A 24891-nucleotide genomic window follows, 5' to 3' on the forward strand; every position below is an offset into this window, starting at 1 on the left:
GATACAGCGGCCAGTCTGCCGAAGACCTCCGCGCTGCGGACCGGCTGGTCCTCCCCGGAGACTTGCTTTTCACGCGGTACAATGGTAACCCCGAATTTGTGGGTGCGTGCACTTCCGTTCCTGACTCGGCGCCTCTCTTGACGTACCCCGACAAGCTCATTCGGGTGCGGGTCGATCGTCGGGTGGTGTTGCCCGAATTCGTGGCGTATGCGTTCTCCTGGGAAGGGACGCGGGCTCGCGTACGCGAGTACGTGAAGACTACTGCCGGTCAGGCGGGAATCTCTGGAGGAGAGCTGAAGAAGATCGAGCTCCCCGTTCCGTCGCTAGCCGAGCAGCGGCGCATCGTTGCGGCACTCGAAGAGCAGATTTCTAAGATCGAGTCAGGGGAGCGCGGCCTCACGAACGCCGCTCGGCGTAGCGGTCAATACCGTAGGCTTGCCGCGGATCTGGCGACCAAGGGCGGGTTCGCCGAGCCGCTGACTGGTGATGGGACCGGGCCCGAGCTATTCGAATCGATCCGTAGCGCACGGGCCAGTAGAGTAAAGACGCGACGTCTCAAGCCTGCTACATTGAGCGGTCCCGTACCAAAGGTCCCCGCGCACTGGACAGTCGTATCGCTGGACGAAATCACGGAGCTTATTGAATACGGCTCATCCACGAAGACTTCTGAATCGGCGGAAGTCGGTGGCGTTCCTGTTCTGCGGATGGGGAACATTAAGGACGGGAAAGTCGATCCGCGCGTCCTGAAATATATCTCTGCTGACCATCCGGATGCGGTGCGGTACCGTCTCCAAGAGGGCGACTTGCTGTTCAATAGGACGAACAGTTTTGAGTTGGTCGGTAAATCGGCTGTCTATCGAGACAAATTTGGCCCGATGGCGTTTGCTTCCTATCTGATCCGCTGTCGTTTCTTGCCCGGAGTGGATACTGATTGGGTAAACCTAGTGATCAACAGCTCTATTGGGCGACGCTATGTTAGATCAGTTGCCACTCAGCAAGTTGGGCAGGCGAACGTTAATGGAACGAAGCTCGCGGCAATGCCGATTCCCCTTCCGCCAGAGGGTGAGCAGCGGCGAATTCTCGACGTGGTTGAAACTCATCAAGCGGCGGCACTGCGACTGGAGTCGGGGATCCGGCAGCAGGGGGCAAAGGCGACCCGCCTCCGGCGAGCCCTCCTGACCCAGGCTTTTGCTGGCCGTTTGGTTACTCAGGATCCAGCTGACGAGCCCGCCGAAATCCTGCTCGCCCGCATCCGCGCCGAGCGGGAGGCGGCTGGAGTGACTAAGACCCGACGCCGGAGCCCGCACCGAGCACCCGCTCAGCGCAAGCGAACGCCGGACACCGCACCCACAGCAGACGCGCCCCCGCCACCCCGAGCGGACGCCCCTGACCTCGCTGCCACCACTCAGCCCACCCTTGACCTGGAGATCCCCTCGTGACCACGACCGAGGCCCGTCGGCTCGTCGACAAGCTCTGGAGCTACTGCCACGTCCTGCGGGACGACGGCGTCTCCACCATTGACTACGTCGAGCAGTTGACGCTTCTCGTGTTCCTGAAGATGGCCCATGAGGCGCAGACCCGCCCCCCGATGTTCCGCGAACAGATCATGCCCGAGGGCTCGGTGTGGGAGAACCGTGGCTGGCCTGAGCTGCTGAAGAACGACGGCGCCGCGCTCGAAACGGCCTACGCCGAACTCCTCGAAGACCTCGGCAACCAGCGCAAGGACACCACCTTCCACCTGATCTTCAACGGGGCGAGGAACCGCATCCACGACCCCGCGAAGCTCAAGCGCCTGGTCAAAGACCTGATCGACAAGGAGAACTGGTCGGGTCAAAAGACCGACATCAAGGGCGACGCATATGAGGAGTTGCTGTCCCGGGGCGCCGAGGACATCAAGTCGGGTGCGGGCCAGTACTTTCACCCCGCGTCCGCTGATCCAGGCCATCATCGACTGTGTCCGCCCCACCGCGGACGACACGATCACTGACCCCGCCTGCGGTACCGGCGGCTTCCTGCTCGCTGCCGCCGAGTACATCCTCCACGAGTACGGCAACCAGCTCACCCCAGAGCAGCGCCAGGACCTCAGCAGCGGCGGAATCTGGGGCACTGAGCTGGTCAGGAACACTGCCCGCCTCGCCGCGATGAATCTGTTCCTTCATGGCATCGGCCAGCCCACCGGGCCGGCCCTCGTTCGCACCAAGGACGCCCTCGCCGCCCCGCCCGACAAGCGCGCGAGCCTGGTCCTGGCCAACCCGCCCTTTGGTAAGAAGTCGTCCATCACCGTGTACGGCGACGACGGCTCCGCTGCCCGTGAGGCCATCGCCTACGAGCGGCGCGACTTCTGGGTCACCACGACCAACAAGCAGCTCAACTTCGTCCAGCACATCGCCTCGCTGCTGGAGATCCACGGCCGGGCAGCGGTCGTCGTTCCCGACAACGTGCTCTTCGAAGGCGGCGCGGGAGAGACCATCCGCCGACGCCTGCTGAAGGAGTACGACGTCCACACGCTGCTGCGCCTGCCCACCGGCATCTTCTACGCGGGCGGCGTCAAGGCCAACGTGCTGTTCTTCGAGCGCAAGCAGGCCCGCCCCGAGCGGCCGTGGACCGAGAAGCTGTGGGTCTACGACTTCCGTACGGCCCAGCACTTCACCCTCAAGCAGAACCCGCTCACCCGGGCCGCCCTTGAGGACTTCGTCCAGTGCTACCGCCCCGACGAGGATCGCTCCAAGCGCGTGGAGACCGAGCGCTTCAAGGCGTACACGTACGAGGAGCTGATCGCACGCGACAAGGCCAACCTCGACATCACCTGGCTCCGCGACCCGAGCCTCGACGACGCGGACAACCTGCCCGCGCCCGAGGTGCTGGCCGCCGAGATCGTCGAGGACCTTCAGGCCGCCTTGGAGGAGTTCGCCGCGATCGCGGAGACGCTGCAACAGGCCCGGGGCGAGGGCGCGGCAGGTGAGGCGGCTCCGGTCGCGGAGTGACGACGTCCGTGCGGCCCGCAACAGTGAACTCCGTTGCGGGCCGTACGAGTTTGCTATGTCAGCGCACGGAGGCGTACGGCAGGAAGGTCACCCAGGCGGCGGGGGCGAGGGCGAGGCGGGGGCCGTCGGGGTTCTTGGAGTCGCGGACGAGGATGTGGTCGGGAACGGCCGCCACCTCGATGCAGTCGGGACCGTCAGGTGTGCTGTAGCTGCTCTTTATCCACTCGGGGGCCGTGGCGGCTTCCCTTGAGGGAATGTGGATCATTTCTCTCCCAGCACTTTCTCGATGAAGGCCAGCGACTCCCGGGGGGTGAGAGCCTGTGCCCGGATGGTCCCATAGCGAATGTCCAGCACTTGGACTTCCCTGGGATCGGTGATCACGCGGCTGACGAGTTGGACTTCGTTGTGACCTACTGCGCTGCCATCTCGTAGCCGGAGCAGCCTGAACGAACCTGCCAGTCCGGCGTTGTCCTCGCGGTCGAGGGGCAGGACTTGCAGGTCGACGTTCCTCAACTGCCCCGCTTCCAGCAGGTGTTCGAGCTGCCTTCGCATCACCATCCTGCCACCGATGGGGCGACGGAGCGTCGACTCGCATTGAACGAAGTTGAAGAGGCGCAGCGGAGCGGTCTCGGTCAGGATGTTCTGGCGGGCCAAGCGTGCCGCCACGTGCTGCTCGAACTCGTCTTCCGTGAACGGAGGTCGTCGCGTGGCGACCGACGCGCGCACGTACTCTTCCGTCTGCAGCAACCCGTGAATGACGGAGTTGTTGTAGGCACACAACTCGACCGCATCCGCCTCCAGCTTCTTCAGGTCCCGTACCTTCTTCGGATACCGCGCCTCCGCCACGTCCCCCTTCATCGCGGAGATCTTGCCGCCCGCGCCCAAGACCTCGTCCGCCGCGTCCAAGTACTCCGGCCGAGGAATCCGCCGCCCCCGCTCCACAGAAGAGACCAGCTCCTGCCCGTACCCGATGGCCGCCCCGAACTCGGCCTGGGTGAGGCCGGCCGCCTCCCGCCACAGCTTCAGTTGCCGTACGACCGTCCGCATCACGGCCCCGGCCTCGTCGTCCAGCCCCGCTTCCCACTCGCTCATGCGCGCCGCCTCCCGTTGCGTGCCCTCCCCGGACCAACTTCGGCCGCCCGCCCCCAGTCACCCCGGGCAGCCCGGACAGAAACCGGACACCTCACGGACAGCCTTCGGCCGCACGGGCCCTCTCTCTTCACAGCGTGCGCACGCATGAACACTTTTAGTGATGTGAATCAGGAAATCACCGCACCGCGGACCCCGCTCCACCAGTTCACCGTGCCGCTCTCCGCCACCCGCCGGGGCGCCCGCCTCGCCCGTCTGCTCGCCACCGAGCAACTGCGCTCCTGGGAACTTCCTTTGGACCCGGCTCGGCTGATCGTCGCCGAGCTCGCCTCGAACGCCGCCGTGCACGGCCGTGTCCCCGGGCGGAGTTTCCGGCTCGGCCTCGTCGTCACAGCGCCTGCCACTCTCCGTATCGAGGTCACCGATGCCCGGGGCGAGCAACTGCCCGCGCAGGCGCGGGTGACCGCAGGTGCACAGCCCAGCGAGGCCGGTCATGGTCTGGTCCTGGTCGAGGCGCTGGCCGACCGCTGGGGTGTGCGAGCAGGCCCGGTGCCGTGCAAGACCGTGTGGGCCGAGCTCGATCTCGGTACGCCCGGGTGACGTATCTCCGATGTGCCCGTACCGGCGCCCGGAAGCACGTGGGCCGGTGGAGTGCGGGCCGGGGCTGCGGGCGGTAAAAGACCTAAGAACCCAGGGAAAAAACCTTCCCAACCAACCAAACCCCGCCTACGTCACCCTGGCGGGTGAAACTGGTGGGTGCGAGTGGCGCGGTGGCCGTTCGGGCGTGCAGTCTCGCCCCAGGCACCATCACAACCCCACACATGCATCGGCCCCCGCCGGGACGGCAATCCCAGTGCGAGGGCCTGACCATCGAGGAAGTAGGCCCTTCCCCATGGCTGAGAAGCAGCCTAACGCTGCCGCGCGTCCGGATCAGGATGTTCGGCGAAGCACCACCCACTCCGGTGTCACCCACGTACGGGCGTACCAACCGGACCGGTACACGATCGTCGGCAACCACCTCGCCCAGCACCGAGAGCTGTCGCTGACCGCCATCGGGCTGGCCACTCACATCCTGTCGCTGCCGGAGGGCGCCCCGGTCGACATCCGCAGCCTCGCCGAGCGTTTCCCAGAAGGGCGGGACCGGATCGCCTTCGCCCTGCGGGAGCTGGAGGCGCGCGGGTATCTGGAGCGGGTGCGGGAGCGCACGGAAGCGGGCCGCCTGTACACGCGGACCTACGCCCACCACGCGCCCGCTGCCAGGGCCGCCGCCTGTGCCGCCGACGGTCCCATGGTCGGTGCGCAGGCCGGGGAAACGACCCGAGAGGACGACCAGGCTTCCGACCCGCCGGGCGCCCCCGCTCTCGGCAGCGGACCGGCCGCCTCTCACGCAGCACCGACCCCGCCGGAGACGTGCGGCTCCGAGCGCACCCCCCGCAGCCGGCACCACGACAAGGCCGTCGCCCTGCTCGCCGGCCTGCGCCGCACCGACGACCGCCTCACCCTCTCCCGGCGGCAGGTGGAGCGGCTCGCTCCCGCTGTCGCGGCCTGGTTCGACGGCGGTGCCACGACCGCCGTCGTCCACCGCGTCCTGACCGCCAACCTCCCCGAGGACATGCGGCACCCGGCCGGTGTCCTCGCCCATCGCCTTGAGCACCTGCTGCCGCCGCCTCTGCCCGCGAGCCCCCCGGCCGCGTCCGCGCACACCGGAACCGCCCCCTGCCGCCCCCACCCCTTCCAGACGTGTGACGGCTGTGAACGCGCCTTCCGCGCCCCTCACGCCGGTCGATGCCGAGACTGCCGGTCCGGGGCGAAGCCTCCGACAGCAGTCGACGCACCTCGCGCTGCTTGAAACCGGTTGCGGCTACGCGGGAGTCACCGCGTGGCCGTAGCGGAGCAGGTTGGACGGGTCGTAGGTGGCCTTGTCGTGGCGCAGGCGGGCGTAGACCTCGGGGGTCCAGGCGCGGGCGCGGTCCTGTTCGTCGCCCGGGGTGCCGTGGATGTTGACCATGGTGTGGCCGGTGCCGTAGGGGGCCATCGCGGTGTAGAGGCGGCGCGTCGCCTGTTCGACGGCTTCGGCCACGGGCGGGGCGGGCATGAGCCCGACCGACTCCATGAAGTAGCGGGCGTCGCGGGCGCAGACGGCGTCCTCGACGGCGGACGGGCGGGCCAGCGCTCCGCCCATGTGGCGCAATGAGGCGACCAGCAGGGGGTAGTCGGGGCCGGCCGCCGGGCCGACCTGCTCCAGGAACGTGCTGAGGGCGTCGGGGGACAGGTCGCGCAGGAGCAGGCAGCACTCCCGGGCCGGGAGCGGGTCCTGGGGTTCCATATGGATGCGGTCCAGGGCCGCGAACTCCATGTCCTCGACCGTGTCGACGGCCACGGGGGCGGCTCGGCGGAGCGGGGCGATCAGTGCCTCGCCCTCGGCCGGGTCGCCGGGCCAGGTGATCGCGACGCGGCCCCAGAAGCCGCCGCGCAGGGGTTCCGGGATCTGGGGGATGGGCGGCAGGCGCAGGACCGAGAACATGCTGCACATCTCGTCCGGGACGGTGCGGGTCCAGTCCGACCAGGCCCGGAGCAAGTCCGCCGCGTGTTCGCCCGGGGTGTGGAGGCCGCCGCCGTAGAGGCGGGACAGGGGCAGCAGGTCGGTGACGAGCGAGGTGACGATGCCTACGTTGCCCTTGCCGCCGCGCAGGGCCCAGAAGAGCTCCGGCTCGTGCTGGGGGTCCGTCTCGCGCAGGTGGCCGTCCGGGGTGACGACCTGCATGGAGCGGACCAGGTCGGCGGCGTAGCCGTAGGCACGGCCGAGGACGGGGAGACCGCCGCCGAGGACGTAGCCGACGACGCCCGCGTCGGTGGAGGTGCCGCAGAGGCCGGCGAGGCCGTGCGGGGCGGCGGCCGATATGACGTCGCTCCACTTCGCGCCCGCGGCGACGGTGGCTGTGCGGGTGGTGGGGTCTGTCTGTACGTCCGTCATGCGGGAGGTGTTGATCAGGAGGCCGTGTTCGATGGGGAAGTTGGCGCCGTGGCCGGTGGCCTGGACGGCGACGGGGGTGCCGGTGGCCTTGGCCCAGCGCATGGCGGTGACGATGTCGTCCGGGCCGGTGGCTCCTATGACGATGTCGGGGGTGTGGAGGGCGGCGAGGTTGAAGCCGGTGACCTCGTCGGCGTAGGCCGGGTCGCCGGGGCGTAGGACCGGGCCGTTGATGTCGGAGAGGGCGAAGAGGTCGGGGGTGCCGTGGGTGGTGGTCATCGCGGCCTCCGTGGGGGTGGGTACGGAGGGTTGGACTTTCAGGATGGACCTGGGTGGGTGGGGGCGCACTGTGGGCCGTGGTGCTGTGGGCTTCGATGGTGCTCGGCGTCGGGGCTGGGGCGGGGGGTTGCGCAGCCCGGCGTTGCGGGGTGCTGCCCGCGCCCACCCGTGCCGCCCCAGGCGGCACGCATGCCCGCGGGTTGCGACAAGGCGTCGGCATCGAGGGGCTCAGGGCGGGCGTAGCGTAGGGGGCATGACGACGTACGGATCTTTTCCCGGTACTCGGCCGCGGCGTTTGCGGAGTAACCCCGTCATGCGTCGGATGGTCGCCGAGACCAGGCTGCACCCCGCCGATCTGATTCTTCCGGCCTTCGTGCGGGAGGGCGTCAGCGAGCCCGTGCCGATCACGTCGATGCCCGGGGTCGTGCAGCACACGCGGGACAGCCTGAAGAAGGCCGCCGCCGAGGCGGTCGCGGCCGGGATCTCCGGGATCATGCTGTTCGGTGTGCCGGAGGAGTCGAAGAAGGACCCGCAGGGGACGCCGGGGACCGATCCCGACGGGATTCTGCAGGTCGCCCTGCGGGACGTGCGGGCCGAGGTCGGTGACGACCTGCTCGTCATGTCCGATCTGTGCCTCGACGAGACCACCGACCACGGGCACTGCGGTGTGCTGGACGACCAGGGGCGGGTCGACAACGACGCGACCCTGGAGCGGTACGCCGAGATGGCCCAGGTGCAGGCCGACGCCGGTGCCCATGTCGTCGGGCCCAGCGGGATGATGGACGGGCAGGTCGGTGTCATCCGTGACGCCCTCGACCAGATCGGGCGGGAGGACGTCGCCGTCCTCGCCTACACCGTGAAGTACGCCTCCGCCTTCTACGGGCCCTTCCGTGAGGCCGTCGCCTCCTCCCTGCAGGGTGACCGCAGGACGTATCAGCAGGACCCGGCGAACGTGCGGGAGTCCATGCGGGAGCTGGCCCTCGACCTCGAGGAGGGCGCCGACATGGTGATGGTCAAGCCCGCCGGCCCCTACCTGGACATCCTCGCCCGGGTCGCCGACGCCGTGGACGTGCCCGTCGCCGCCTACCAGATCTCCGGCGAGTACTCGATGATCGAGGCCGCCGCCGAGAAGGGCTGGATCGACCGCGACCGGGCGATCCTGGAGAGCCTCACCGGCATCCGGCGGGCCGGCGCGCGGAACATCCTCACCTACTGGGCCACCGAGGTGGCCCAGAAGCTGAACCGTCAGTAGGACATCAGCGGGTCCTCAGTAGGACAGGGCGTCGTCCATGTCCCGCAGCCAGTAGGTGACCGTCAGCGAGCTGTCGTAGTAGACGCCCTTCGCAGGCAGCTTCGGGAGGGCGGAGGGGCCGCCGCCGCTGTTCGGCGTGCGGCCCTGGAAGCCGACCGTGAGCTTGTGGCTGGTGCGGCCGTGCTCGCCGCTGCCGTCGGCCGCCGACAGCACCACGCCCGCGTAGCCGCTCTCGCCGGGGGCCAGGGTCGTCACCGCCTGCGGCTGCGAGTCCTCGATCGGCCGCGGGACCCACTGCATCTCGTCGAAGCGCAGCACCGGGTAGTAGGTCAGGTCGCAGTACTTCGAGCCGGTGTTCTTGACCGTGATCAGCATGTGGTTGAGGGGGCGGGGGACCGGCTTGGCCGTGACGGTGGTGTTGGAGCCGTTGCAGGAGACGCGGTTGGCCGGGTCGGCGGGGTCGGTGGGCTTGGCCGCCCGGGAGTTTCCGCCCTTCGCGTCGGTGGCCGTCCCGGAGGCCCCGCCCTTCGCGCCGGTGGCCGTCCCGGAGTTCGCGTCCGTCGCGCCGGTGGCCCCGGGGGTCTCCTCGGCCTTCGCGGTGGCCGACGACGCCGACTCGGCCTTCGCGGCCGCCCCCTCGTCCTGCGTGCCGGTGCCGTCCTGGCACGCGGTGAGGGCGAGGGCGGCCAGGAGGGCCACGGGGAGAGCGCGGTACTTGCGCATGAGTGGGTTTCCTTTCGGGCAAAGGTCGTCGGCATGTGGGGCCCAGCGAGCCGCGCCGCCGGTGTGCCGGGAGCGGCGTGCTTGGATGACCAGAGCGTGTGCGGTGATCCGTCCCGGGCGCCACAGCCGACGGACCATCAGGGACGCTGGAACGCCCGTACATGCATTGACCAGGGGAAACGACCCTCCCCTGGAACGGGGAAACGGGACACGGGGGGATGGAGGAACGGTGTCGGAAGGCACGGCCGCGGCTGACTTCGCCGCGCTGCTGGGGGAGTTGAAGGAGCGCTCCGGGCTGAGCTACGGGGTGCTCGCCAGGCGGCTCCACATGAGTACGTCGACGCTGCACCGGTACTGCAACGGGGATGCCGTGCCGGCCGACTACGCGCCCGTGGAGCGGCTCGCCCGGCTCTGCAAGGCGTCGCCGGGGGAGCTCGTCGAGCTGCACCGGCGGTGGGTGCTCGCGGATGCCGGCCGAGGGCGCAAGGGTGCCCCGGCACCGGAATCGGCACCGGAATCGGCCCCGGCACCGGAATCGGCCCCGGCACCGGAATCGGCCCCGGTACTGGAACCGGCCCCGGAGGCGGTGGCGGTTGTGCCGGAAACGGGTGCGCCGGAGACTTTTGAGCCGGTGGCGGCTGCTTCGGAAGAGGGGGTTCCGGACGAGGTCGCGGACAGCCGTCCGAGGCGTCCGCGTCGTGCGCTGCTCGCCGGTGTCGCCGTGGCGGTGGTCCTGGGCGCGGTCGGTCTCGCCGTCGCCCTGCCCTCCGACCGCGGCGACGAGGACGGGCGTGGCGGTTCGACGGCGGTGTCCGACACGGGCCGGCGGCCGGACGGCGGCGCGGCCGACTCCGTGTCGCCCTCGGTCACTTCCTCCTCCGGCACCGGCAAGGACAAGAAGGACAAGGGGAAGGACTCACCCTCCAAGGCACCCTCCTCGTCCGCCTCTGCCGGGCGGGGCGGCAGCGGCGCCGGTGCCGCCCCCGATCGCCCGGGCCGTGACACGACCGAGGCCACCGGGCCCGCTCCCCTCACCGTGAACACCACCGCGCACGCCTGGGAGAGCCCCTGTTCCCAGCGCTATCTGGTGAACCGGCCGCCGGGGCAGGTCGGGCCGCCGCCGCTGGAGCAGGACGCGCCCGCCTGGGTGGCGGCGACGGGGGCCGTGCCGTCCGGGGAGCAGTTCCTGAAGGTCACCGTGCAGGGCACCGGCAAGGAGACGGTGGTCGTCGACGGGCTGACGGTCCGTATGGCAGGCAAGCGTGCGCCGCTCGCCTGGAACGACTACGCCATGGGCTATCCGGGCGTCGGCTGCGGCGGCGGCGTTCCGACGCGCTTCTTCACCGTCGCCCTCGATGCCGCGCGTCCCGCCGTGGTCCCCGAGGCGGGGCACCGCGACTTCCCGTTCTCGGTGAGCGAGTCCGATCCGGAGGTCTACTACATCCGGGCCGACGCCTCCGCCTACGACGTCAGCTGGTACCTGGAGCTGAGCTGGTCCAGCGGCAGCCGGAAGGGCACGCTGAGGGTGGACGACGAGGGCCGGCCGTTCCGCACGAGCGGGAACAACGGGCGCCCGGCCTACGAGTTCCCGCTCGGCGGCGACAAGTGGGTCGAGGCCGGGACCACCGAGCAGTCCTGAGCGGCGGGTTCAGTGGAACTCGTGCACCAGCTCGATCCGGCCGACGATGTGGGCGTTGAACTCGTCGAGTTCCTCGGCGGGGACCCACAGTTCGAGGATCGTCTCTCCGCCGGCCTGCTGGACCGGGTACCGGCGCAGGAAGTCGGAATCGACCTCGAAGCGGGTGACGAAGCCGGCGCCGTCGTGCTTGACGTTCCAGTCGCGGGCGATCCTGACGGCGTAGTCCTCGTTGAGGACGGGGTAGAAGATCGGCTGCTCGGGGAGCCGGGGCGGCCAGGCGCGCCAGTCGAGTTCCCGCACCAGGTCCAGTTCCTTGGGGCCGGTGGGGCGCCACAGGGTCGTCGTCGTTCGTCGGTCGGTCCGCACGGGCACCATCAAATCACCTGGGGCGTTAGGTTGTTGACCGTCGGTGTGGTTGCTGATTGAACCACTTACTCTTCAGGAGACGTTCATGACCGGTGACGCCCTCAGCCAGGATCCCGTTGAGCTGCAGAGGAGGATCGACAGCAGTCAGGCGCACCCGGCCAGGGTCTACGACGTCTTCCTCGGCGGCAAGGACCACTACCCCGCCGACCGGGACGCGGCCGCCGCCGCGCTCGCCGCCAACCCGCGCGGGTACCTCGACGTACGGCACAACCGCGACTTCCTGCGCCGCGCGGTGACCACGCTGGTGGAGCAGGACGGGATCCGGCAGTTCCTCGACGTCGGGACCGGGCTGCCCACCGCCGAGAACGTGCACCAGATCGCCCAGCGGACCGACCCCGGGGCGCGGGTCGTGTACGTCGACAACGACCCGGTCGTGCTGGCGCACGCGCGGGCCCTGCTGACGAGCGGGCCCGAGGGGCGTACGGACTACATCGACGCCGACCTGCGCGACCCGGCCCGCATCCTCGAACAGGCCGCGAAGACCCTGGACTTCGACCAGCCGGTCGCGCTGTGCCTGGTCGCGATCCTGCACTTCGTGGCGGACGAGGAGGCGTATCCGCTGGTGCGCGGGCTGCTCGACGCGCTGCCGGCCGGCAGCCGGCTGGTGCTCAGTCACCTCACCGAGGACCTCAACCCGGAGAACATCCGCGCGGTGCAGCGGACGTACACCGAGCGGGGGTTCACCTTCGTGCTGCGCTCCCGGGCCGACGTCGAGCGGTTCTTCACGGAGAACCGGCTGGAGATCGCCGACCCGGGCGTCGTCCCCGCGCACCGCTGGCGGCCCGACGGTGCGGCGCCCGTCCCGGAGCAGCCGGAGGAGTCCTTCCTCGCCGGGCTCGACGACATCGAGAAGGTGCGCTACCGCGACATCAACGACGTGACGGACGCCGACATCAACGTGTACGCGGCGATCGGCGCGAAGCGCTGAACAGCGTACTCAGCGCCCTTCGTGTCCGGATCCCGGAAATCTTCTTGTAGGCGACACGTATTTTCCTAGGGTGCGGGGCACCAGGCCTCACCGCAGCCGAAGGAGCCGTGTCATGACCGTCACCGAGCCAGCGCCCGCCCCGTCCCCCGTGCCGCCGCTCGCCGCCCGGGCCCGGTCCGTCGGTGGCTCGCCCGTGCGGGACATCCTCGCCGTCACCGCCCGCCCCGAGGTGATCAACTTCGCGGGCGGGCTGCCGGCGCCGGAGCTGTTCGACGCGGAGGGCATCGCGGCCGCGTACCGCGCGGTGCTGGCCGAGGCGCCCGCGCGAGCGCTGCAGTACTCCACGACCGAGGGCGAGCCCGCGCTGCGGGCCGCGCTGGCCGCCCGTACCACCGCGCGCGGACTGCCGACCGGCCCCGACGACCTGCTCGTCACCACCGGCTCCCAGCAGGCCCTCTCCCTCCTGGCCACCGCGCTCCTCGAACCCGGGGACACCGTCCTCGTCGAGAGCCCCTGCTACCTGGCGGCACTCCAGGCCTTCGGCTTCGCCGGAGCGCGGGTCGTGGCCGTGCCAGGCGACGAGCACGGCGTCGATCCCGAGGCGCTGGAGGAGCTCGTGGTGCGCGAACGCCCCAAGCTGCTCTACACCGTGCCCACCTTCCAGAACCCCACCGGCCGCACCCTGCCCGCCGGGCGGCGCGCCGCCGTGGCCGCCGTCGCCGCCCGGCGCGGGCTGTGGATCGTCGAGGACGACCCCTACGGGGAGTTGCGCTACGAGGGCGAACGCGTCCCGTGGATCGCCGCCCACCCGGGCGCCGAGGACCGTACGGTGCTGCTCGGCAGCCTCTCCAAGGTCATGGCGCCCGGACTGCGGCTGGGCTGGCTGCGCGCCCCTGGGGAGCTGCGGCGCGCCTGTGCCGTCGCCAAGCAGGCCGCCGACCTGCACACCCCGACCGTCAACCAGCTCGCCGCGGCCCGCTACCTGGCGGACAACGACCTGGACGCGCACGTCAGCCGGGTCGCCGGGGTGTACCGCGAGCGCCGGGACGCCATGCTGGCCGGCCTCGCCGGGGCGCTGCCCGAGGGATCGGTCTGGGGCCGGCCCGAGGGCGGCATGTTCCTCTGGGCGCGGCTGCCGGAGCCGTACGACACCACGGCCCTGCTGCCGCGGGTGGTGCGGCAGGACGTGGCGTACGTCCCCGGTGCCCCCTTCTACGCCGGCACACCCGACCGCACGACCCTGCGGCTGTGCTTCGTGACGCAGACGCCCGAGGAGATCGGGGAGGGGCTGCGCAGGCTGGGGGCGGGCCTGCGGGGCGGGACCCCCGGAGCCTAGGACCGAGGGCGGAACCGCACGCGGGCCTCGAAGCACTCGCGGGCGGCTCCCGTCGCCGGGCGGAAACAGGCCCGGACGGTCGTGCCGGGGCGAGCCTCGGTCATGGGGGTGAAGACGTACGACTGCGCGGCGACGCCGTCGGTGATCTCGGCGGAGTGCGGGCGGCCTCCGGCGGCCCCGGCCAGCTCCAGGCGGTCGCCGATGCGTGTGCTCCACATCCGGGCCCAGCCGGCCTCGCACGTGTCGCTGTAGCGCAGTTCGAGGTGGGCTCCGGAGGACGTGCGGTGCGAGGCGAGGGTGAGCGGGGCGAGGCCGCACTTCATGGTCATCGGACTCCTGCCCTCGCAGGTGGCCGCGCGGCAGCGGGGTGCCGGGGCGGTCGTGGGCGGCGAGGACGGGCGGGGGGCGCCGGACTGGCCCGCCAGGAGGACCAGGGCGACGGACAGTCCGCCCGCCGCCATCGCACAGACCGACGCGAGGACCGCCAAGAGCCGGCCCCTGCCGGCCGGCCGCCCGGTCTCCGTCTCCGGAAGGCCGGCACGCGCGCTCGCGTCCGTGCCCGTGTCTTCGTCCGGGCGCGGCGCCGCCGCCCTGCCGCTCCACTCCGACTCCGCCAGTTCCCACAGCGCGAGACACCGGTCCTCCCGCTCGCCCGCCAGGCGGCACAGCTCCTGTACCGCCCGGCGCGGCGGGAGGGTCTTGCCGTTGAGGTAGCGCTCCCACGACGACTTGCTGAACGTGGTCTTCGTCGCCAGGGCCGCCAGGCTCAGGCCCGTCGCGGTCTTCAGCTCCCGCAGCGCGGAGACGAGCCGGGCGCGCTCCGGTGGCAGCTCGCCCGGCGGCTTCCGCGTCATTCCCGCAGGGCCTTCCAGGTGTGCGGGCCGATGATGCCGTCCACCACCAGGCCGGACCGCTTCTGCAGCTCCCTGACCGCTTGTTCCGTGTGCGGGCCGAAGATGCCGTCCACGGCGCCCGGTGAGAGGCCCGCCTCACGCAGCAGGCACTGTGCCTCGGCCACCTCCGGCCCGGCGTTGCCCGTCGCCAGGACGGCCTTCAGGGTGCGGCTGTTGCCCGCGTACCAGCGGCCGTCGATCCGCTGCGCCTTGCAGGTGTAGAGGGGCGGCTCCGACTCCTTCGTCGCTCCCGGCGCCGTCGAGGCGGACGAGGCGAGAGGGACCGCGGCCGCCTTGCTCTCGCCGTCCGTGAGCCGTACCGCCAGCAGGACCGCGGCGGCGACGGCCAGCACCAGGGCCACCGACCCGGCGACGAGCGTGATGCGCAGCGCCCGGCCGTGCGAGCGGGGCGGGTCGGTCGCGGCCGGTGGTTCCTGCTGCTCCGGCTCCTTTCCCCACGCCTCGGCGGCGACTTCGTGCAGCGCGAGCAGCCGGACCGGGTCGTCACCGCCGAGGCGGGCCATCGCCTCGACTGCCTCCCTGGGCGGGAGCGACCTGCCGGACAGGTAGCGCTCCCAGGACGACGTGCTGTAGCCCGTCTTCGCGGCCAGCCGGCGCAGGCTCAGTCCGCCATGGTCCTTGACCCGGCGTAATCGCACCACCAACTGGCGCACGCGCGGGTCGAGTTCTTCGGGCAGCCCTTTCCAACGCGACATGTTCCCCCCACTCGCGTTCATGGACGGTGGACCGTGGTCAGCGGCCCCCGTTTCCGCCGCAATTCTGCATCAGCTTCCACGCGCCGCCCCATACATCGGTTGCGTTCCCTCGCCGGCCCCCTACCGATTCGGCCACGGACGGGCCCGGGGCGTCCCGCCGCGCCGTCTCCGCGTGCGGTGGCGTCGCAGGTCAGCGGATGAGACGTCCCGTGAGTACGTCACTTCCGCGGCGGTTGTGGCGGCCCCCGGACCCTGGGCCGCAGTCTCGATGCGGAGCCGGCCGGTGGCGGTCGGCCCGACCACGAAGGGGGTAACGGCATGCGTATGACCAGGAAGCTCGCCGTGATGGCCGGGGGCGTCGCGCTGACCGGTGGTCTGCTGGCCGGCAACGCGGGCACGGCAGGCGCGGCGGAGGCCTCGCCGCAGGCGGCGTCGGATTGTCCGTCGGGCTGGTTCTGCGTGTGGTCCGGCAAGAACTACACGGGCCACATGCAGAAGGTCGAGGGGAAGAACGAGGACCTCACCCGGTTCGCGGTCTTCCAGGGCTTCAAGTCCTGGTACAACCACGGCAAGTCCTGTGACTACAAGTGGTGGACGGAGAAGAACTTCCACGGGGACAGCGGAGTCCTCGCTCGAGGGGTGAAGGGAACCGGCGACGCGGTCTGGTTCCAGAAGTCCAACAAGTGGGTCAACTGCCGCTGACCGCGGCCCGTCACGAACGCCCGAGGGCGGCACTCACGGGGGAGTGCCGCCCTCGGGGCCTGTCGCGGAGCCGGGCTCAGAGCCGCTCGGGCGTCCTGATGCCCAGCAGGCCCATGCCCCGGTGGAGCGTGCGGGCCGTGACGTCGCAGAGGAACAGACGGTTCTCGATCTGCTCCGGCGTCTCGGCCTTCAGCACCGGGCACTTGTCGTAGAACGTCGTGTACAGCGAGGCCAGCTGGTAGAGGTACGCCGCCAGCTTGTGCGGGGCGTACTCCGCGGCGGCCTCGAAGACCGTGTCGCCGAACGCGTCCAGGTGCAGACCGAGCGCCCGCTCCGCCGGGGCGAGTTCGAGCTCCGGGTGCGCGACCGCCTTCGTCTCGCCGGCCTTGCGCAGGATCGACTGGATCCGGGCGTACGCGTACTGGAGGTAGACGGACGTGTCGCCGTTCAGCGAGACCATCTGGTCCAGGTCGAACTTGTAGTCCCGGTTCGGCGACGTCGACAGGTCCGCGTACTTCACGGCACCGATGCCGACCTGCGCGGCCCGCTCCTGGATCTCGTCCTCGGTGAGGTCCTGTGCCTTCTCCCGTACGACCTCGGCGGCCCGCTGCACCGCCTCGTCCAGCAGGTCCTCCAGCCGTACGGTCTCGCCCTCACGCGTCTTGAACGGCTTGCCGTCCGCGCCGAGCACCGTGCCGTAGCCCATGTTGTGCGCGGTGACGTCCTCGCTCAGCCAGCCGGCCCGGCGGGCCGTCTCGAAGACCATCCTGAAGTGGAGCGACTGGCGTACGTCCACGACGTACAGCAGCGTCGTCGCCTTCAGGTCGAAGACGCGGTTGCGGATCGCCGTCAGGTCGGAGGCCGCGTAGCCGAAGCCGCCGTCCGCCTTTTGCACGATCAGCGGGACCGGCTGGTCGTCCTTGCCGCGGATCTCGTCGAAGAACACCACGAGCGCGCCCTCGGAGCGCACCGCGACACCCTTCTCCTCCAGGAGGCGGGCGGTCTCGGGCATGCCCTCGTTGTAGGCGGACTCGCCGACGATCTCCTCGTCGCGGATCTCCATGTCGAGCTTCTCGAAGACGGAGTAGAAGTAGACCTTCGACTCGTCCACGAACTGCTGCCACAGCTCGAGCGTCTCCTTGTCACCGGACTGCAGGGCGACGACCCGCTTCCGGGCCCGCTCCTTGAACTCCTCGTCCGCGTCGAAGAGCGCACGCGACGCCTTGTACACCCGGTTCAGGTTGCTCATCGCCTGCTCGCCGTCGACGTCGGCCGCCGGGGCCAGCTCGCCGGGGTGCTCGAACAGGTACTGGATGAGCATGCCGAACTGGGTGCCCCAGTCGCCGATGTGGTGCCGGCCGATCGTCTTCTCGCCGGTGAAGTCGAGCATGCCGCGCAGGGCGTCGCCGATGACCGCCGACCGCAGGTGACCGACGTGCATCTCCTTCGCCACGTTCGGCTGGGCGTAGTCGACGACCGTGATGCCCGCGTTCTCCTTCAGCGGCACGCCGAGACGCTCGCCGTCCGCGTGCCGCGCGGCGAGGTTCTCGATGATCGCCCGGTCGGCGACCGTGATGTTGAGGAAGCCGGGGCCGGAGACCTCGACATCCTTGATCACATCACCGCTGACGACGTTGCCGACGACCTGCGTCGCCAGCTCCCTCGGGTTGGCCTTCTCCTTCTTCGCGAGGGCCAGGATCCCGTTGGCCTGGAAGTCGGCCCGGTCGCTTCGTCGCAGCAGCGGGTCCGCGGAGCCGGCCTGCGGCAGAGCCGCCGACAGGGCCGCCGCGAGGCGCTGGTGGACGGAGTCGCTGAGGGACGTGACCGGGGCCATAGGTAAGGGTGCCGTTCTCCTCGAGGGAATCGATAGACACGGCCAGTATTCCATGCGGGTAAAGCCGTTTTTCCGGGCGCAAGGGGGTCTGGGACAATGGGGCGGTCAGCCGTGCGACCGTACCGGCTGCCCGATGAGGAAAGAAGGACGTGCCGATCGTGGCTCAGAGCACCGAGACCACCGACTGGGTCTCCCGTTTCGCGGATGAGGTCATCGAGGAGTCGGAGCGTCGGGCCCCGGGCAAACCCGTCGTCGTCGCGTCCGGGCTCTCACCGTCCGGGCCCATCCACCTCGGGAACCTGCGCGAGGTCATGACCCCGCACCTCGTCGCGGACGAGATCCGGCGGCGGGGGCACCAGGTGCGCCACCTGATCTCCTGGGACGACTACGACCGGTACCGCAAGGTGCCCAAGGGCATCGCCGGGGTCGACGAGAAGGCCTGGCAGGAGCACATCGGCAAGCCGCTGACCTCCGTCCCGGCGCCGAAGGGCTCCTCGTACCCGAACTGGGCCGAGCACTTCAAGGCCTCGATGATCGAGTCGCTGGCCGAGCTGGGCGTGGAGTTCGACGGGATCAGCCAGACCGCGCAGTACACCTCCGGCGTGTACCGCGAGCAGATCCTGCACGCCATCAAGCACCGCGGCGACATCGACGCGATCCTCGACCAGTACCGGACGAAGAAGGCCCCCGCCAAGAAGCAGCAGGGGCAGAAGCCGGTCGACGAGGCCGAGCTGGAGGCCGCCGAGGGCTCCGGCGCGGCCGCCGAGGACGACGGCAGCTCCGGCTCCACCGGGTACTTCCCGTACAAGCCGTACTGCGGCAACTGCGAGAAGGACCTCACCACCGTCACGTCCTACGACGACGACTCCACGGAGCTGACGTACGCCTGCACCGCGTGCGGCTTCTCCGAGACGGTCCGGCTGAGCGAGTTCAACCGCGGCAAGCTGGTCTGGAAGGTCGACTGGCCGATGCGGTGGGCGTACGAGGGTGTCGTGTTCGAGCCGAGCGGTGTCGACCACTCCTCTCCCGGGTCGTCGTTCCAGGTCGGCGGAGAGATCGTCGGGATCTTCGGCGGGAAGCAGCCGATCGGGCCGATGTACGCGTTCGTCGGCATCAGCGGCATGGCGAAGATGTCGTCCTCGCGGGGCGGCGTGCCGACCCCGGCGGACGCCCTGAAGATCATGGAGCCGCAGCTGCTGCGCTGGCTGTACGCGCGGCGCAGGCCCAACCAGTCCTTCAAGGTCGCCTTCGACCAGGAGATCCAGCGGCTCTACGACGAGTGGGACCGGCTGGACGCCAAGGTCGCCGACGGCAGCGTGCTGCCGGCCGACGCCGCCGCGCACGCGCGTGCGGTGGGCACGGCCGCCGGTGAGCTGCCCCGGACGCCCCGGCCGCTGCCGTACCGGACGCTGGCGTCCGTCGCGGACATCACCGCCGGGCACGAGGACCAGGCGCTGCGCATCCTCAGCGAGCTGGACCCGGAGCAGCCGCTGACCTCGCTGGAGGAGGCGCGGCCGCGGTACGACAAGGCCGAGGCCTGGATCAACACGCACGTGCCCGCCGACCAGCGGACGATCGTGCGGGACGAGCCGGACGCCGAGCTGCTGAAGTCGCTCGACGAGCAGGGGCTCCAGTCGCTGCGGCTGCTGCTGGACGGGCTCGCCGACCACTGGTCGCTGGACGGGCTGACCCACCTCGTCTACGGCGTGCCGAAGGTGCAGGCCGGGTTCCCGGCCGACGCGACGCCGAAGGAACTGCCCCCGGAGATCAAGACCGCGCAGCGGTCGTTCTTCGCGCTGCTGTACCACCTGCTGGTGGGACGGGACACCGGGCCGCGGCTGCCCACGCTGCTGCTGGCGGTCGGGCAGGAGCGGGTGCGCGCACTGCTCGGGGAGTGAGCGAAGAGGGGCCCTCACCTGTGAGGGCCCCTCTTTCTCTGTCAGGTTTCCCCGTCAGGCCGCCGCTCTGTCAGGCCGCCGGCTTCTGGAACAGCAGCATCGTCGACGAGCCGAACGCCTCCGTGTCGGTGAGCGTGCTGCTCACCAGGCGGAAGCCGTGCCGGCCGATCTCCTCGGCCAGGGCGTCACCGGACCGCTCCGCGTAGGGGAGCACCTCCAGGCCGATGTTCTTCTCGCCGTCCTCGACCCGGATCCGCCGGGAGATCACCCGGCCCGGCACGAGATCGGCGGAGACCTCCGCGTAGTCCGGGATGGAGAAGAAGCCCTTCCCCCACTCGCTCGCGCAGTGGTCCACGACGAAGTGGCCCCCGGGGCGGAGGATGTCGAAGACGCGCGAGATGTGACGGGCCCGCTGCTCGTCGTCGACGAGCATGTGGAGGCAGCCCATGTTCATGGCGAGGTCGAAGCTGCCCGCGTCGAGGCCGCGCAGATAGATGATGTCGCGCTCCATGAACCCCGAGGCGTCCAGCCCCGCGGCGGCGGCCCGCTCCCGCGCCCGGGCCAGCGCCGAGTGGGAGACGTCGACCGAGGTGACGTCGTACCCCTGCGACAGCAGGTACAGCGAGTCGCGGCCCTCGCCGCAGCCCAGGTCGATGATCCGTCCCGCGAAGATGTCCGGCCGCTTCTCGATCATCAGACGGAGCGAGGCGTTCGGCTCCGCCGACTCCCACAGCTGGGCGCCGTTGTCGTAGACGGTCCGGTAGCGGTCCTCGTAGCCGTAGTAGTAGGCGTCGAGCGTGCCGACGATGGTCCGTACGTCGTCGCTGGTGGGCGAGAACTCCACCGGGGACGCCGTGACGTCCGTGCCCAGCGCCATGAGCGCGGTGGCGTCGACCAGCCCGATCACCAGCAGGTACTGCGACGCGTCGCACTCGACCGCCTCACCGACCCCGAAGGGCGCGCAACACTCCTTCAGCGCGTCCAGGGTCAGCGCGCCGGCCTTGTCGCAGACGAAGACGGCCGCTCGGCCCCGGGTCACCTTGGCGGCGAAGCCGGCCGAGCCGTCCAGCTGCCACACGGTGGTGCGGTCGGCGAGTTCGATCGTGGTCGGTGCCAGGCCGGTGGGTGCGGATTCCTCGAGTATCGCTCGGTACAGACTCACTTCATTGCCCCCTGTGTGTCGTGCCTATGGGTGATCGTGCGTGGACAGCGGAGACACCAGGGCCGCGAGGCGGTCCCCGTACTCCCGGAGTACGGGGCTCTGGTGCCGGAAGACCCTGCCGGTCTCGCGGATGTGGTGCGCGAGTTCGTGGTTGCCGCAGCGCAGGGCGGCCTCGACGGCGGTGTGTTCGACGACGTCGCGCTGGGCGTTGCTGCCGCCCATCGGGTACGACTGGCCGAAGGACCTGGCCAGCCGGGTCGCGGCGTCGGCGTAGTCGCCGGTGGTGAAGGAACGGAAGCCGAGGAAGATGTCGACCATTTCCTCCGGCACCTCCTTGCCGCGTGCCAGGACCGCTTCCAGGAGCGCGTCGGCGTGGCCGTACTCGCCGGCCTGGCAGTAGGTGAGGTACGCGTGGAAGTCGTTGAAGAGGTACCAGTTCTCCTCCAGGTAGGGCTCCCAGTCCTGGAAGAGCGAGCGCCAGTAGGCGGAGAGGTCGAGCGACGGCCTGATCAGGGCGAGCCGCCAGAGCAGGGTGACGGCGTCCAGGTCCTCGGCGGACCGCGGTGAGGTCTTGCGGCGGATGGCGAAGCGGTAGCACGCCAGGACTTCCTGGATGTTGCCGGCGTGGAGCTCGAACAGCGCGTAGTGCCACCAGACGTGGATCCGCATGGGGGTCGAGGCGTCCCGGCCGCGCATGTAGTCCCGGATGTAGCGGGACCCCTCCTCGTGGCGGCCCGTCTCGTAGAGGCAGTGCACCATCGCGTGCATGGCGTAGATGTCGTCGGGGTTCAGCTCCAGCGCGGTGCGGCAGCGTTCGATCGCCGCGTCGATGTGCCCGTTCTCCTCGAGCGAGAAGCCGTGCAGGCCGTGCAGGTAGCCGATGACGGGGTCGTCGGTGGCGAAGCCCGTCACGGCCTGGGCGATGGACGCCAGCATGTGGGGTCCGTCGCCGATGAAGAAGTCGAGCATGTGCACGGCGAAGACCGAGACCGCGTCCCCGGGATACGTGTCGACGAGGGTCTGGAAGCCGTTGCGGGCGGCGACCAGGTCCCCGGTGGTCCAGAAGCCGAGGGCGGAGAGCAGGGCGGTGGTCCGCGCGTCGGCCGGGCCGTTCTCCAGCACGGAGTCCCGGAGCGCCGCGGCCTGAGCGACCGCCGGGCGTTCCATGGAGCACAGCAGGTCCACGGCGAGCATGAGCCGGACCGGCACGGGCGTGGCGGAGAGGCCGGAGGCACGACATCGTTCGTGGTCCAGTTTCATGGAGACCAGTTGGATGATCGCGCTCTCCACCCACTCCATGTCCGAAGGATTCTCCACAGGATGTGGAACGCCTCGGGAATCGGTGAGCACTGTCATGGTTCGGACACCTCCGTCGGTACGAATCGACCGTTCTGGGGCTCGCTCTTCTGCGCCTCGCTCTTCTGGGCGTTGCTCTTCCGGGCCCTGTGAATCGCGTGGAACGACAGGACGAGCAGCAGCGTCAGGACGAACGGGGCAAGCCATATCTGCTCGGAGAAGAGCCGTCCGCCCGCGAGCACGGCGGCCAGCAGCAGAAGGGAGCAGGCGTTCGCATTCGCCACGATCGCGCCGACCTGGCGGGGCGTGAAATGCGATGCCGCTTCGGAGCGGAGGATCACACGCAGCGAACCGAAAGCGCATCCGAGTGCGAAGATGGCGACCATCTGCGGCGCTCCGAATACCGGGACGGCAATCCAGACGGCCATGGCCAGGGCCACCGCCGCGGCGGCTCCCGTCAGTATCCAGCGCAGGGCGACGCTTTTCGTCAGGCGGTGCAGGAACGTTCCGGCGACGGCCATTCCGATTCCGAGAAGCATGTCCAGGATTCCGACGGTGAGCATGCTTTTGCCGTGCGCGAGGGCCTGCAACGGCAGCATGAGGTTGAACGTGCCCAGGATGGGCCAGACGAGCAGGAAGGCGAGGAGGTACCGGGCGCCGAGGTTGCCGGTCGTGTCCGGCCCGGCCTGCCCGGCCGCCTCCTCGGTGGCGGCCGGGGCGTGCCGCGAGCCGAGACTGAACACCGCGACGACGGCGAACAGACCGGCGCAGACGACCAGCACCCACGCGGCCGGGAGCACGCGGGTGAACAGCGGGGTGAACAGCGGGCCCACCATGAGCGCGACCTGGTTGACGGTCATGGTCAGCGAGCTCTGCTTGCGCAGGGCGACACCGTCGAGCCCGGCCGCCTCGTCGTTGAACCAGACCTCCCAGGTCGACTCCAGATAGAAGAAGAAGATCCACAGGACGAAGTTCAGCGCGACGACCGCCTGCACCTGGCTGTAGCAGGCCGCGATCGCCAGCAGGGTCAGGCAGACCCCGGCGAGCCCCACGGCGGTCGTCCTGGCCCCGCCGGTGACCGGTGTGAAGCGGATCAGCGGCGGAACGAACACCGCGGGGACGAACGAGAGCGTGGTGGAGATGGCCAGCGCGTCGTAGCCGCCGCCCTGCGCGGAGGCGATGTGCCAGTTCAGGAGCAGCAGCACGACACCGTTGAAGAAGCGGTAGAACCCCGAGCAGAGCGTGTACCGCTTCACTCCCCGGCCGCCTCGCCCGTCACGAAGATCTGGTCGGACAGTTCCTTCGCCAGGGCCACCGGAAGCGGCGTCTTCGCGGAGAACAGCTGGTCCCACTCCAGTTCGACGAGGCCCTCCCGGGTGCTCCAGTTCTTGGCGGCGTGGGAGAGGTCGCCGGGCCGGGCGCTGATGTTGAGGGCGCGCACCTCGGGCGGCAGCGGCTTGCCGTCCAGGACGTCCTCGATCCGTCCCGGCGCGGCCTTGAGGAACGCGATCGCCGAGGTTTTGACGGGTACCGCGGCGGCGACGACGTCGAGGAGGTCCTGGCCGAGATACGAACCGACGTGCAGCCGGTAGGGGTTGAGCGAGTAGGCCCGCTCCACCTGGTCCATGATCCCGTCACCGCCCGGCCGGGCGGCCACCTCGATCACCCACGGCGTCCCGTCCGCATCGAACTTGATCTCCACATGGGCGAGACCGCGGTCGATGCCCAGCGCGACGCAGGCCTGGACCGCGAGCTCGGTCAGCACCGGGTCCCCGGTGCGGTGACTCGGCACCAGATGCGCGAGCTCGGCGAACCAGGGCCGGGGGGACAGGTACTTCTCCGTGACGGCGAGGACCTGCGCCCGCCCCGCACCGCAGAGCACCTCGACGGACACCTCGTCGTCGGAGTCGACGAACCGCTCCACGAGGTACTTGTCGCCGAGGATGCCGAACGCCGCGCCGTACTGGGCGATGACGGCCTTCGACTCCGCGAGACCGGCGATCGCCTCCTCGCGCGTGGTGGCCAGGACGACGCCGCCGCTGCCGCCGAAGTCGTACGGCTTGATGACCACCGGCAGTCCGATGGCCTCGACCGCGTCGAGCAGCTCCGGCTCGGACCGCACCAGCGCGGAGCGGGGCGTGCGCACACCGCCGGCCAGCAGGGCCCGCTTCATCGCGTGCTTGTTCCGGGCGTTGGTGACCGCCGTGGCGTCCAGTCCGCCGAGGCCCAGCTCGCGGTTCACGGTGTTCGCCGCGTCCAGCGTCCAGTCGTTGAGCGGGACCACGACACGGGGGTGCAGGCCGCGGGCGGAGTGCGCGCGGATCGCCCGCAGCAGGGACTCCGGGTCCTTGGGGTCGGCCGGCAGCATGTGGTCGAACGTGCGGTTCGGCCTGCGTACCGGATCCTCCGCCGCGGCCCAGACGGGGAGATCGGCAGCCTGTTTGGCCCCCGAGAACGCCCGCTCCCTCAGGTACTGGTCGGCTCCCAGCAGGAGTACATATTCATGAGACCGCATGGATGATGGCTGCATGGATCACGAACCCCCAACTTCCATAAATCCCCCGCCGAGCGACGTCCGAACTGGATAAACGTCGCCGGGAGTTGGGTAAGAAAAGTGAAAGAATTCATCGCCGAGAGGGGCGCCGCAGTCAACGTGCGGCGAGCTCATATCATCTCTACCGGCGTGTCAGTAAAATTCCTGCATGATCCCCCGCTTCCGCCGCTGGATCGTAGCCACGCGTCTCGCGGAAGCGCAAGGGATTG

The 24891-nt window shown here is 70.0% G+C and carries 23 protein-coding genes; 11 read left to right on the forward strand and 12 right to left on the reverse strand.

What is annotated here, in order from left to right; translation table 11 throughout:
* The first annotated feature begins 137 nt into the window (after nt 1–137).
* From SSQG_RS39470 to SSQG_RS22115, 3 genes are read left to right on the forward strand one after another with little or no spacing between them, the layout of a single operon-like run.
* Complete coding sequence (locus tag SSQG_RS39470) at nt 138–1439, forward strand: restriction endonuclease subunit S (protein WP_158681085.1); 1302 nt, start codon at nt 138–140, stop codon at nt 1437–1439.
* Entirely contained in the window at nt 1436–1987 is a 552-nt protein-coding gene (locus SSQG_RS42905) for a type I restriction-modification system subunit M N-terminal domain-containing protein (RefSeq protein ID WP_244299215.1), read from the forward strand. The genes SSQG_RS39470 and SSQG_RS42905 overlap by 4 nt, the downstream gene beginning before the upstream one ends.
* Nucleotides 1902–2984 (forward strand): HsdM family class I SAM-dependent methyltransferase, encoded by a 1083-nt coding sequence (locus tag SSQG_RS22115; protein WP_244299217.1) that lies wholly within the window; start codon nt 1902–1904, stop codon nt 2982–2984. Before SSQG_RS42905 ends, SSQG_RS22115 begins: the two co-directional genes overlap by 86 nt.
* 58 nt (nt 2985–3042) lie before the next feature.
* On the opposite strand, the gene SSQG_RS22120 is transcribed toward SSQG_RS22115, so the two are convergent.
* Together SSQG_RS22120 and SSQG_RS22125 are read right to left on the reverse strand one after the other, a co-directional pair.
* Nucleotides 3043–3249, reverse strand: a complete 207-nt coding sequence (locus tag SSQG_RS22120; RefSeq protein ID WP_003992063.1) for a DUF397 domain-containing protein — start codon at nt 3247–3249, stop codon at nt 3043–3045.
* Nucleotides 3246–4076 carry a helix-turn-helix domain-containing protein gene (locus SSQG_RS22125; protein WP_039933383.1) on the reverse strand — a complete coding sequence of 277 codons (831 nt, stop codon included), beginning with the start codon at nt 4074–4076 and terminating at the stop codon, nt 3246–3248. The genes SSQG_RS22120 and SSQG_RS22125 overlap by 4 nt, the downstream gene beginning before the upstream one ends.
* Nucleotides 4077–4220: 144 nt before the next feature.
* On the opposite strand from SSQG_RS22125, the gene SSQG_RS22130 reads away from it, so the two are divergent.
* Both SSQG_RS22130 and SSQG_RS22135 read left to right on the forward strand, forming a co-directional pair.
* On the forward strand, nt 4221–4673 hold the full coding sequence (locus SSQG_RS22130) for an ATP-binding protein (protein ID WP_003992065.1): 453 nt from the start codon (nt 4221–4223) through the stop codon (nt 4671–4673).
* A 292-nt stretch (nt 4674–4965) separates the two neighbouring features.
* Entirely contained in the window at nt 4966–5922 is a 957-nt protein-coding gene (locus tag SSQG_RS22135) for a hypothetical protein (RefSeq protein ID WP_003992066.1), read from the forward strand.
* A gap of 12 nt (nt 5923–5934) precedes the next feature.
* Here the strand turns inward: SSQG_RS22135 and SSQG_RS22140 are convergent, their stop codons facing one another.
* Nucleotides 5935–7323 carry an FAD-binding oxidoreductase gene (locus SSQG_RS22140; protein WP_003992067.1) on the reverse strand — a complete coding sequence of 463 codons (1389 nt, stop codon included), beginning with the start codon at nt 7321–7323 and terminating at the stop codon, nt 5935–5937.
* Between the two features lie 253 nt (nt 7324–7576).
* On the opposite strand from SSQG_RS22140, the gene hemB reads away from it, so the two are divergent.
* Nucleotides 7577–8575: a porphobilinogen synthase gene (hemB, locus tag SSQG_RS22145; protein WP_003992068.1), complete on the forward strand. Its 999-nt coding sequence runs from the start codon at nt 7577–7579 to the stop codon at nt 8573–8575.
* Between the two features lie 15 nt (nt 8576–8590).
* Here hemB and SSQG_RS22150 read toward each other — a convergent pair whose 3' ends face one another.
* Nucleotides 8591–9298 (reverse strand): DUF4232 domain-containing protein, encoded by a 708-nt coding sequence (locus SSQG_RS22150; RefSeq protein ID WP_003992069.1) that lies wholly within the window; start codon nt 9296–9298, stop codon nt 8591–8593.
* A gap of 229 nt (nt 9299–9527) precedes the next feature.
* Here SSQG_RS22150 and SSQG_RS22155 point away from each other — a divergent pair, with 229 nt between their 5' ends.
* Nucleotides 9528–10937, forward strand: coding sequence for a helix-turn-helix domain-containing protein (locus SSQG_RS22155; RefSeq protein WP_003992070.1), 1410 nt, complete (start codon nt 9528–9530; stop codon nt 10935–10937).
* A gap of 9 nt (nt 10938–10946) precedes the next feature.
* Here SSQG_RS22155 and SSQG_RS22160 read toward each other — a convergent pair whose 3' ends face one another.
* The gene (locus SSQG_RS22160) at nt 10947–11312 is read right to left on the reverse strand and encodes a hypothetical protein (RefSeq protein WP_039933387.1); all 366 of its coding nucleotides are present in this window, start codon (nt 11310–11312) and stop codon (nt 10947–10949) included.
* A gap of 76 nt (nt 11313–11388) precedes the next feature.
* Here SSQG_RS22160 and SSQG_RS22165 point away from each other — a divergent pair, with 76 nt between their 5' ends.
* The gene (locus tag SSQG_RS22165; protein WP_003992072.1) at nt 11389–12291 is read left to right on the forward strand and encodes an SAM-dependent methyltransferase; all 903 of its coding nucleotides are present in this window, start codon (nt 11389–11391) and stop codon (nt 12289–12291) included.
* Between the two features lie 112 nt (nt 12292–12403).
* Nucleotides 12404–13627, forward strand: coding sequence for a PLP-dependent aminotransferase family protein (locus SSQG_RS22170; RefSeq protein WP_003992073.1), 1224 nt, complete (start codon nt 12404–12406; stop codon nt 13625–13627).
* On the opposite strand, the gene SSQG_RS22175 is transcribed toward SSQG_RS22170, so the two are convergent.
* Both SSQG_RS22175 and SSQG_RS22180 read right to left on the reverse strand, forming a co-directional pair.
* Complete coding sequence (locus tag SSQG_RS22175) at nt 13624–14481, reverse strand: helix-turn-helix domain-containing protein (protein ID WP_003992074.1); 858 nt, start codon at nt 14479–14481, stop codon at nt 13624–13626. The genes SSQG_RS22170 and SSQG_RS22175 overlap by 4 nt on opposite strands.
* The gene (locus tag SSQG_RS22180; RefSeq protein ID WP_039933390.1) at nt 14478–15236 is read right to left on the reverse strand and encodes a peptidoglycan-binding protein; all 759 of its coding nucleotides are present in this window, start codon (nt 15234–15236) and stop codon (nt 14478–14480) included. The genes SSQG_RS22175 and SSQG_RS22180 overlap by 4 nt, the downstream gene beginning before the upstream one ends.
* A 318-nt stretch (nt 15237–15554) precedes the next feature.
* Between SSQG_RS22180 and SSQG_RS22185 the strand changes: the two genes are divergently transcribed.
* Nucleotides 15555–15938 carry a peptidase inhibitor family I36 protein gene (locus SSQG_RS22185; RefSeq protein ID WP_003992076.1) on the forward strand — a complete coding sequence of 128 codons (384 nt, stop codon included), beginning with the start codon at nt 15555–15557 and terminating at the stop codon, nt 15936–15938.
* A 76-nt stretch (nt 15939–16014) separates the two neighbouring features.
* On the opposite strand, the gene argS is transcribed toward SSQG_RS22185, so the two are convergent.
* Nucleotides 16015–17772: an arginine--tRNA ligase gene (argS, locus tag SSQG_RS22190; protein ID WP_003992077.1), complete on the reverse strand. Its 1758-nt coding sequence runs from the start codon at nt 17770–17772 to the stop codon at nt 16015–16017.
* A gap of 149 nt (nt 17773–17921) precedes the next feature.
* Here argS and lysS point away from each other — a divergent pair, with 149 nt between their 5' ends.
* Nucleotides 17922–19670, forward strand: coding sequence for a lysine--tRNA ligase (gene lysS / locus SSQG_RS22195; RefSeq protein WP_003992078.1), 1749 nt, complete (start codon nt 17922–17924; stop codon nt 19668–19670).
* 70 nt (nt 19671–19740) lie between these two features.
* Here the strand turns inward: lysS and SSQG_RS22200 are convergent, their stop codons facing one another.
* From SSQG_RS22200 to SSQG_RS22215, 4 genes are read right to left on the reverse strand one after another with little or no spacing between them, the layout of a single operon-like run.
* Entirely contained in the window at nt 19741–20832 is a 1092-nt protein-coding gene (locus SSQG_RS22200) for a class I SAM-dependent methyltransferase (protein WP_244299219.1), read from the reverse strand.
* Nucleotides 20833–20856: 24 nt separating this feature from the next.
* The gene (locus SSQG_RS22205; protein WP_244299221.1) at nt 20857–22131 is read right to left on the reverse strand and encodes a hypothetical protein; all 1275 of its coding nucleotides are present in this window, start codon (nt 22129–22131) and stop codon (nt 20857–20859) included.
* A gap of 53 nt (nt 22132–22184) precedes the next feature.
* Complete coding sequence (locus tag SSQG_RS22210) at nt 22185–23384, reverse strand: hypothetical protein (RefSeq protein WP_003992081.1); 1200 nt, start codon at nt 23382–23384, stop codon at nt 22185–22187.
* On the reverse strand, nt 23381–24643 hold the full coding sequence (locus SSQG_RS22215; protein ID WP_003992082.1) for an ATP-grasp domain-containing protein: 1263 nt from the start codon (nt 24641–24643) through the stop codon (nt 23381–23383). Before SSQG_RS22215 ends, SSQG_RS22210 begins: the two co-directional genes overlap by 4 nt.
* Nucleotides 24644–24891 lie beyond the last annotated feature (248 nt).

This window comes from Streptomyces viridochromogenes DSM 40736 (assembly GCF_000158955.1).
Lineage (GTDB): Bacteria > Actinomycetota > Actinomycetes > Streptomycetales > Streptomycetaceae > Streptomyces > Streptomyces venetus.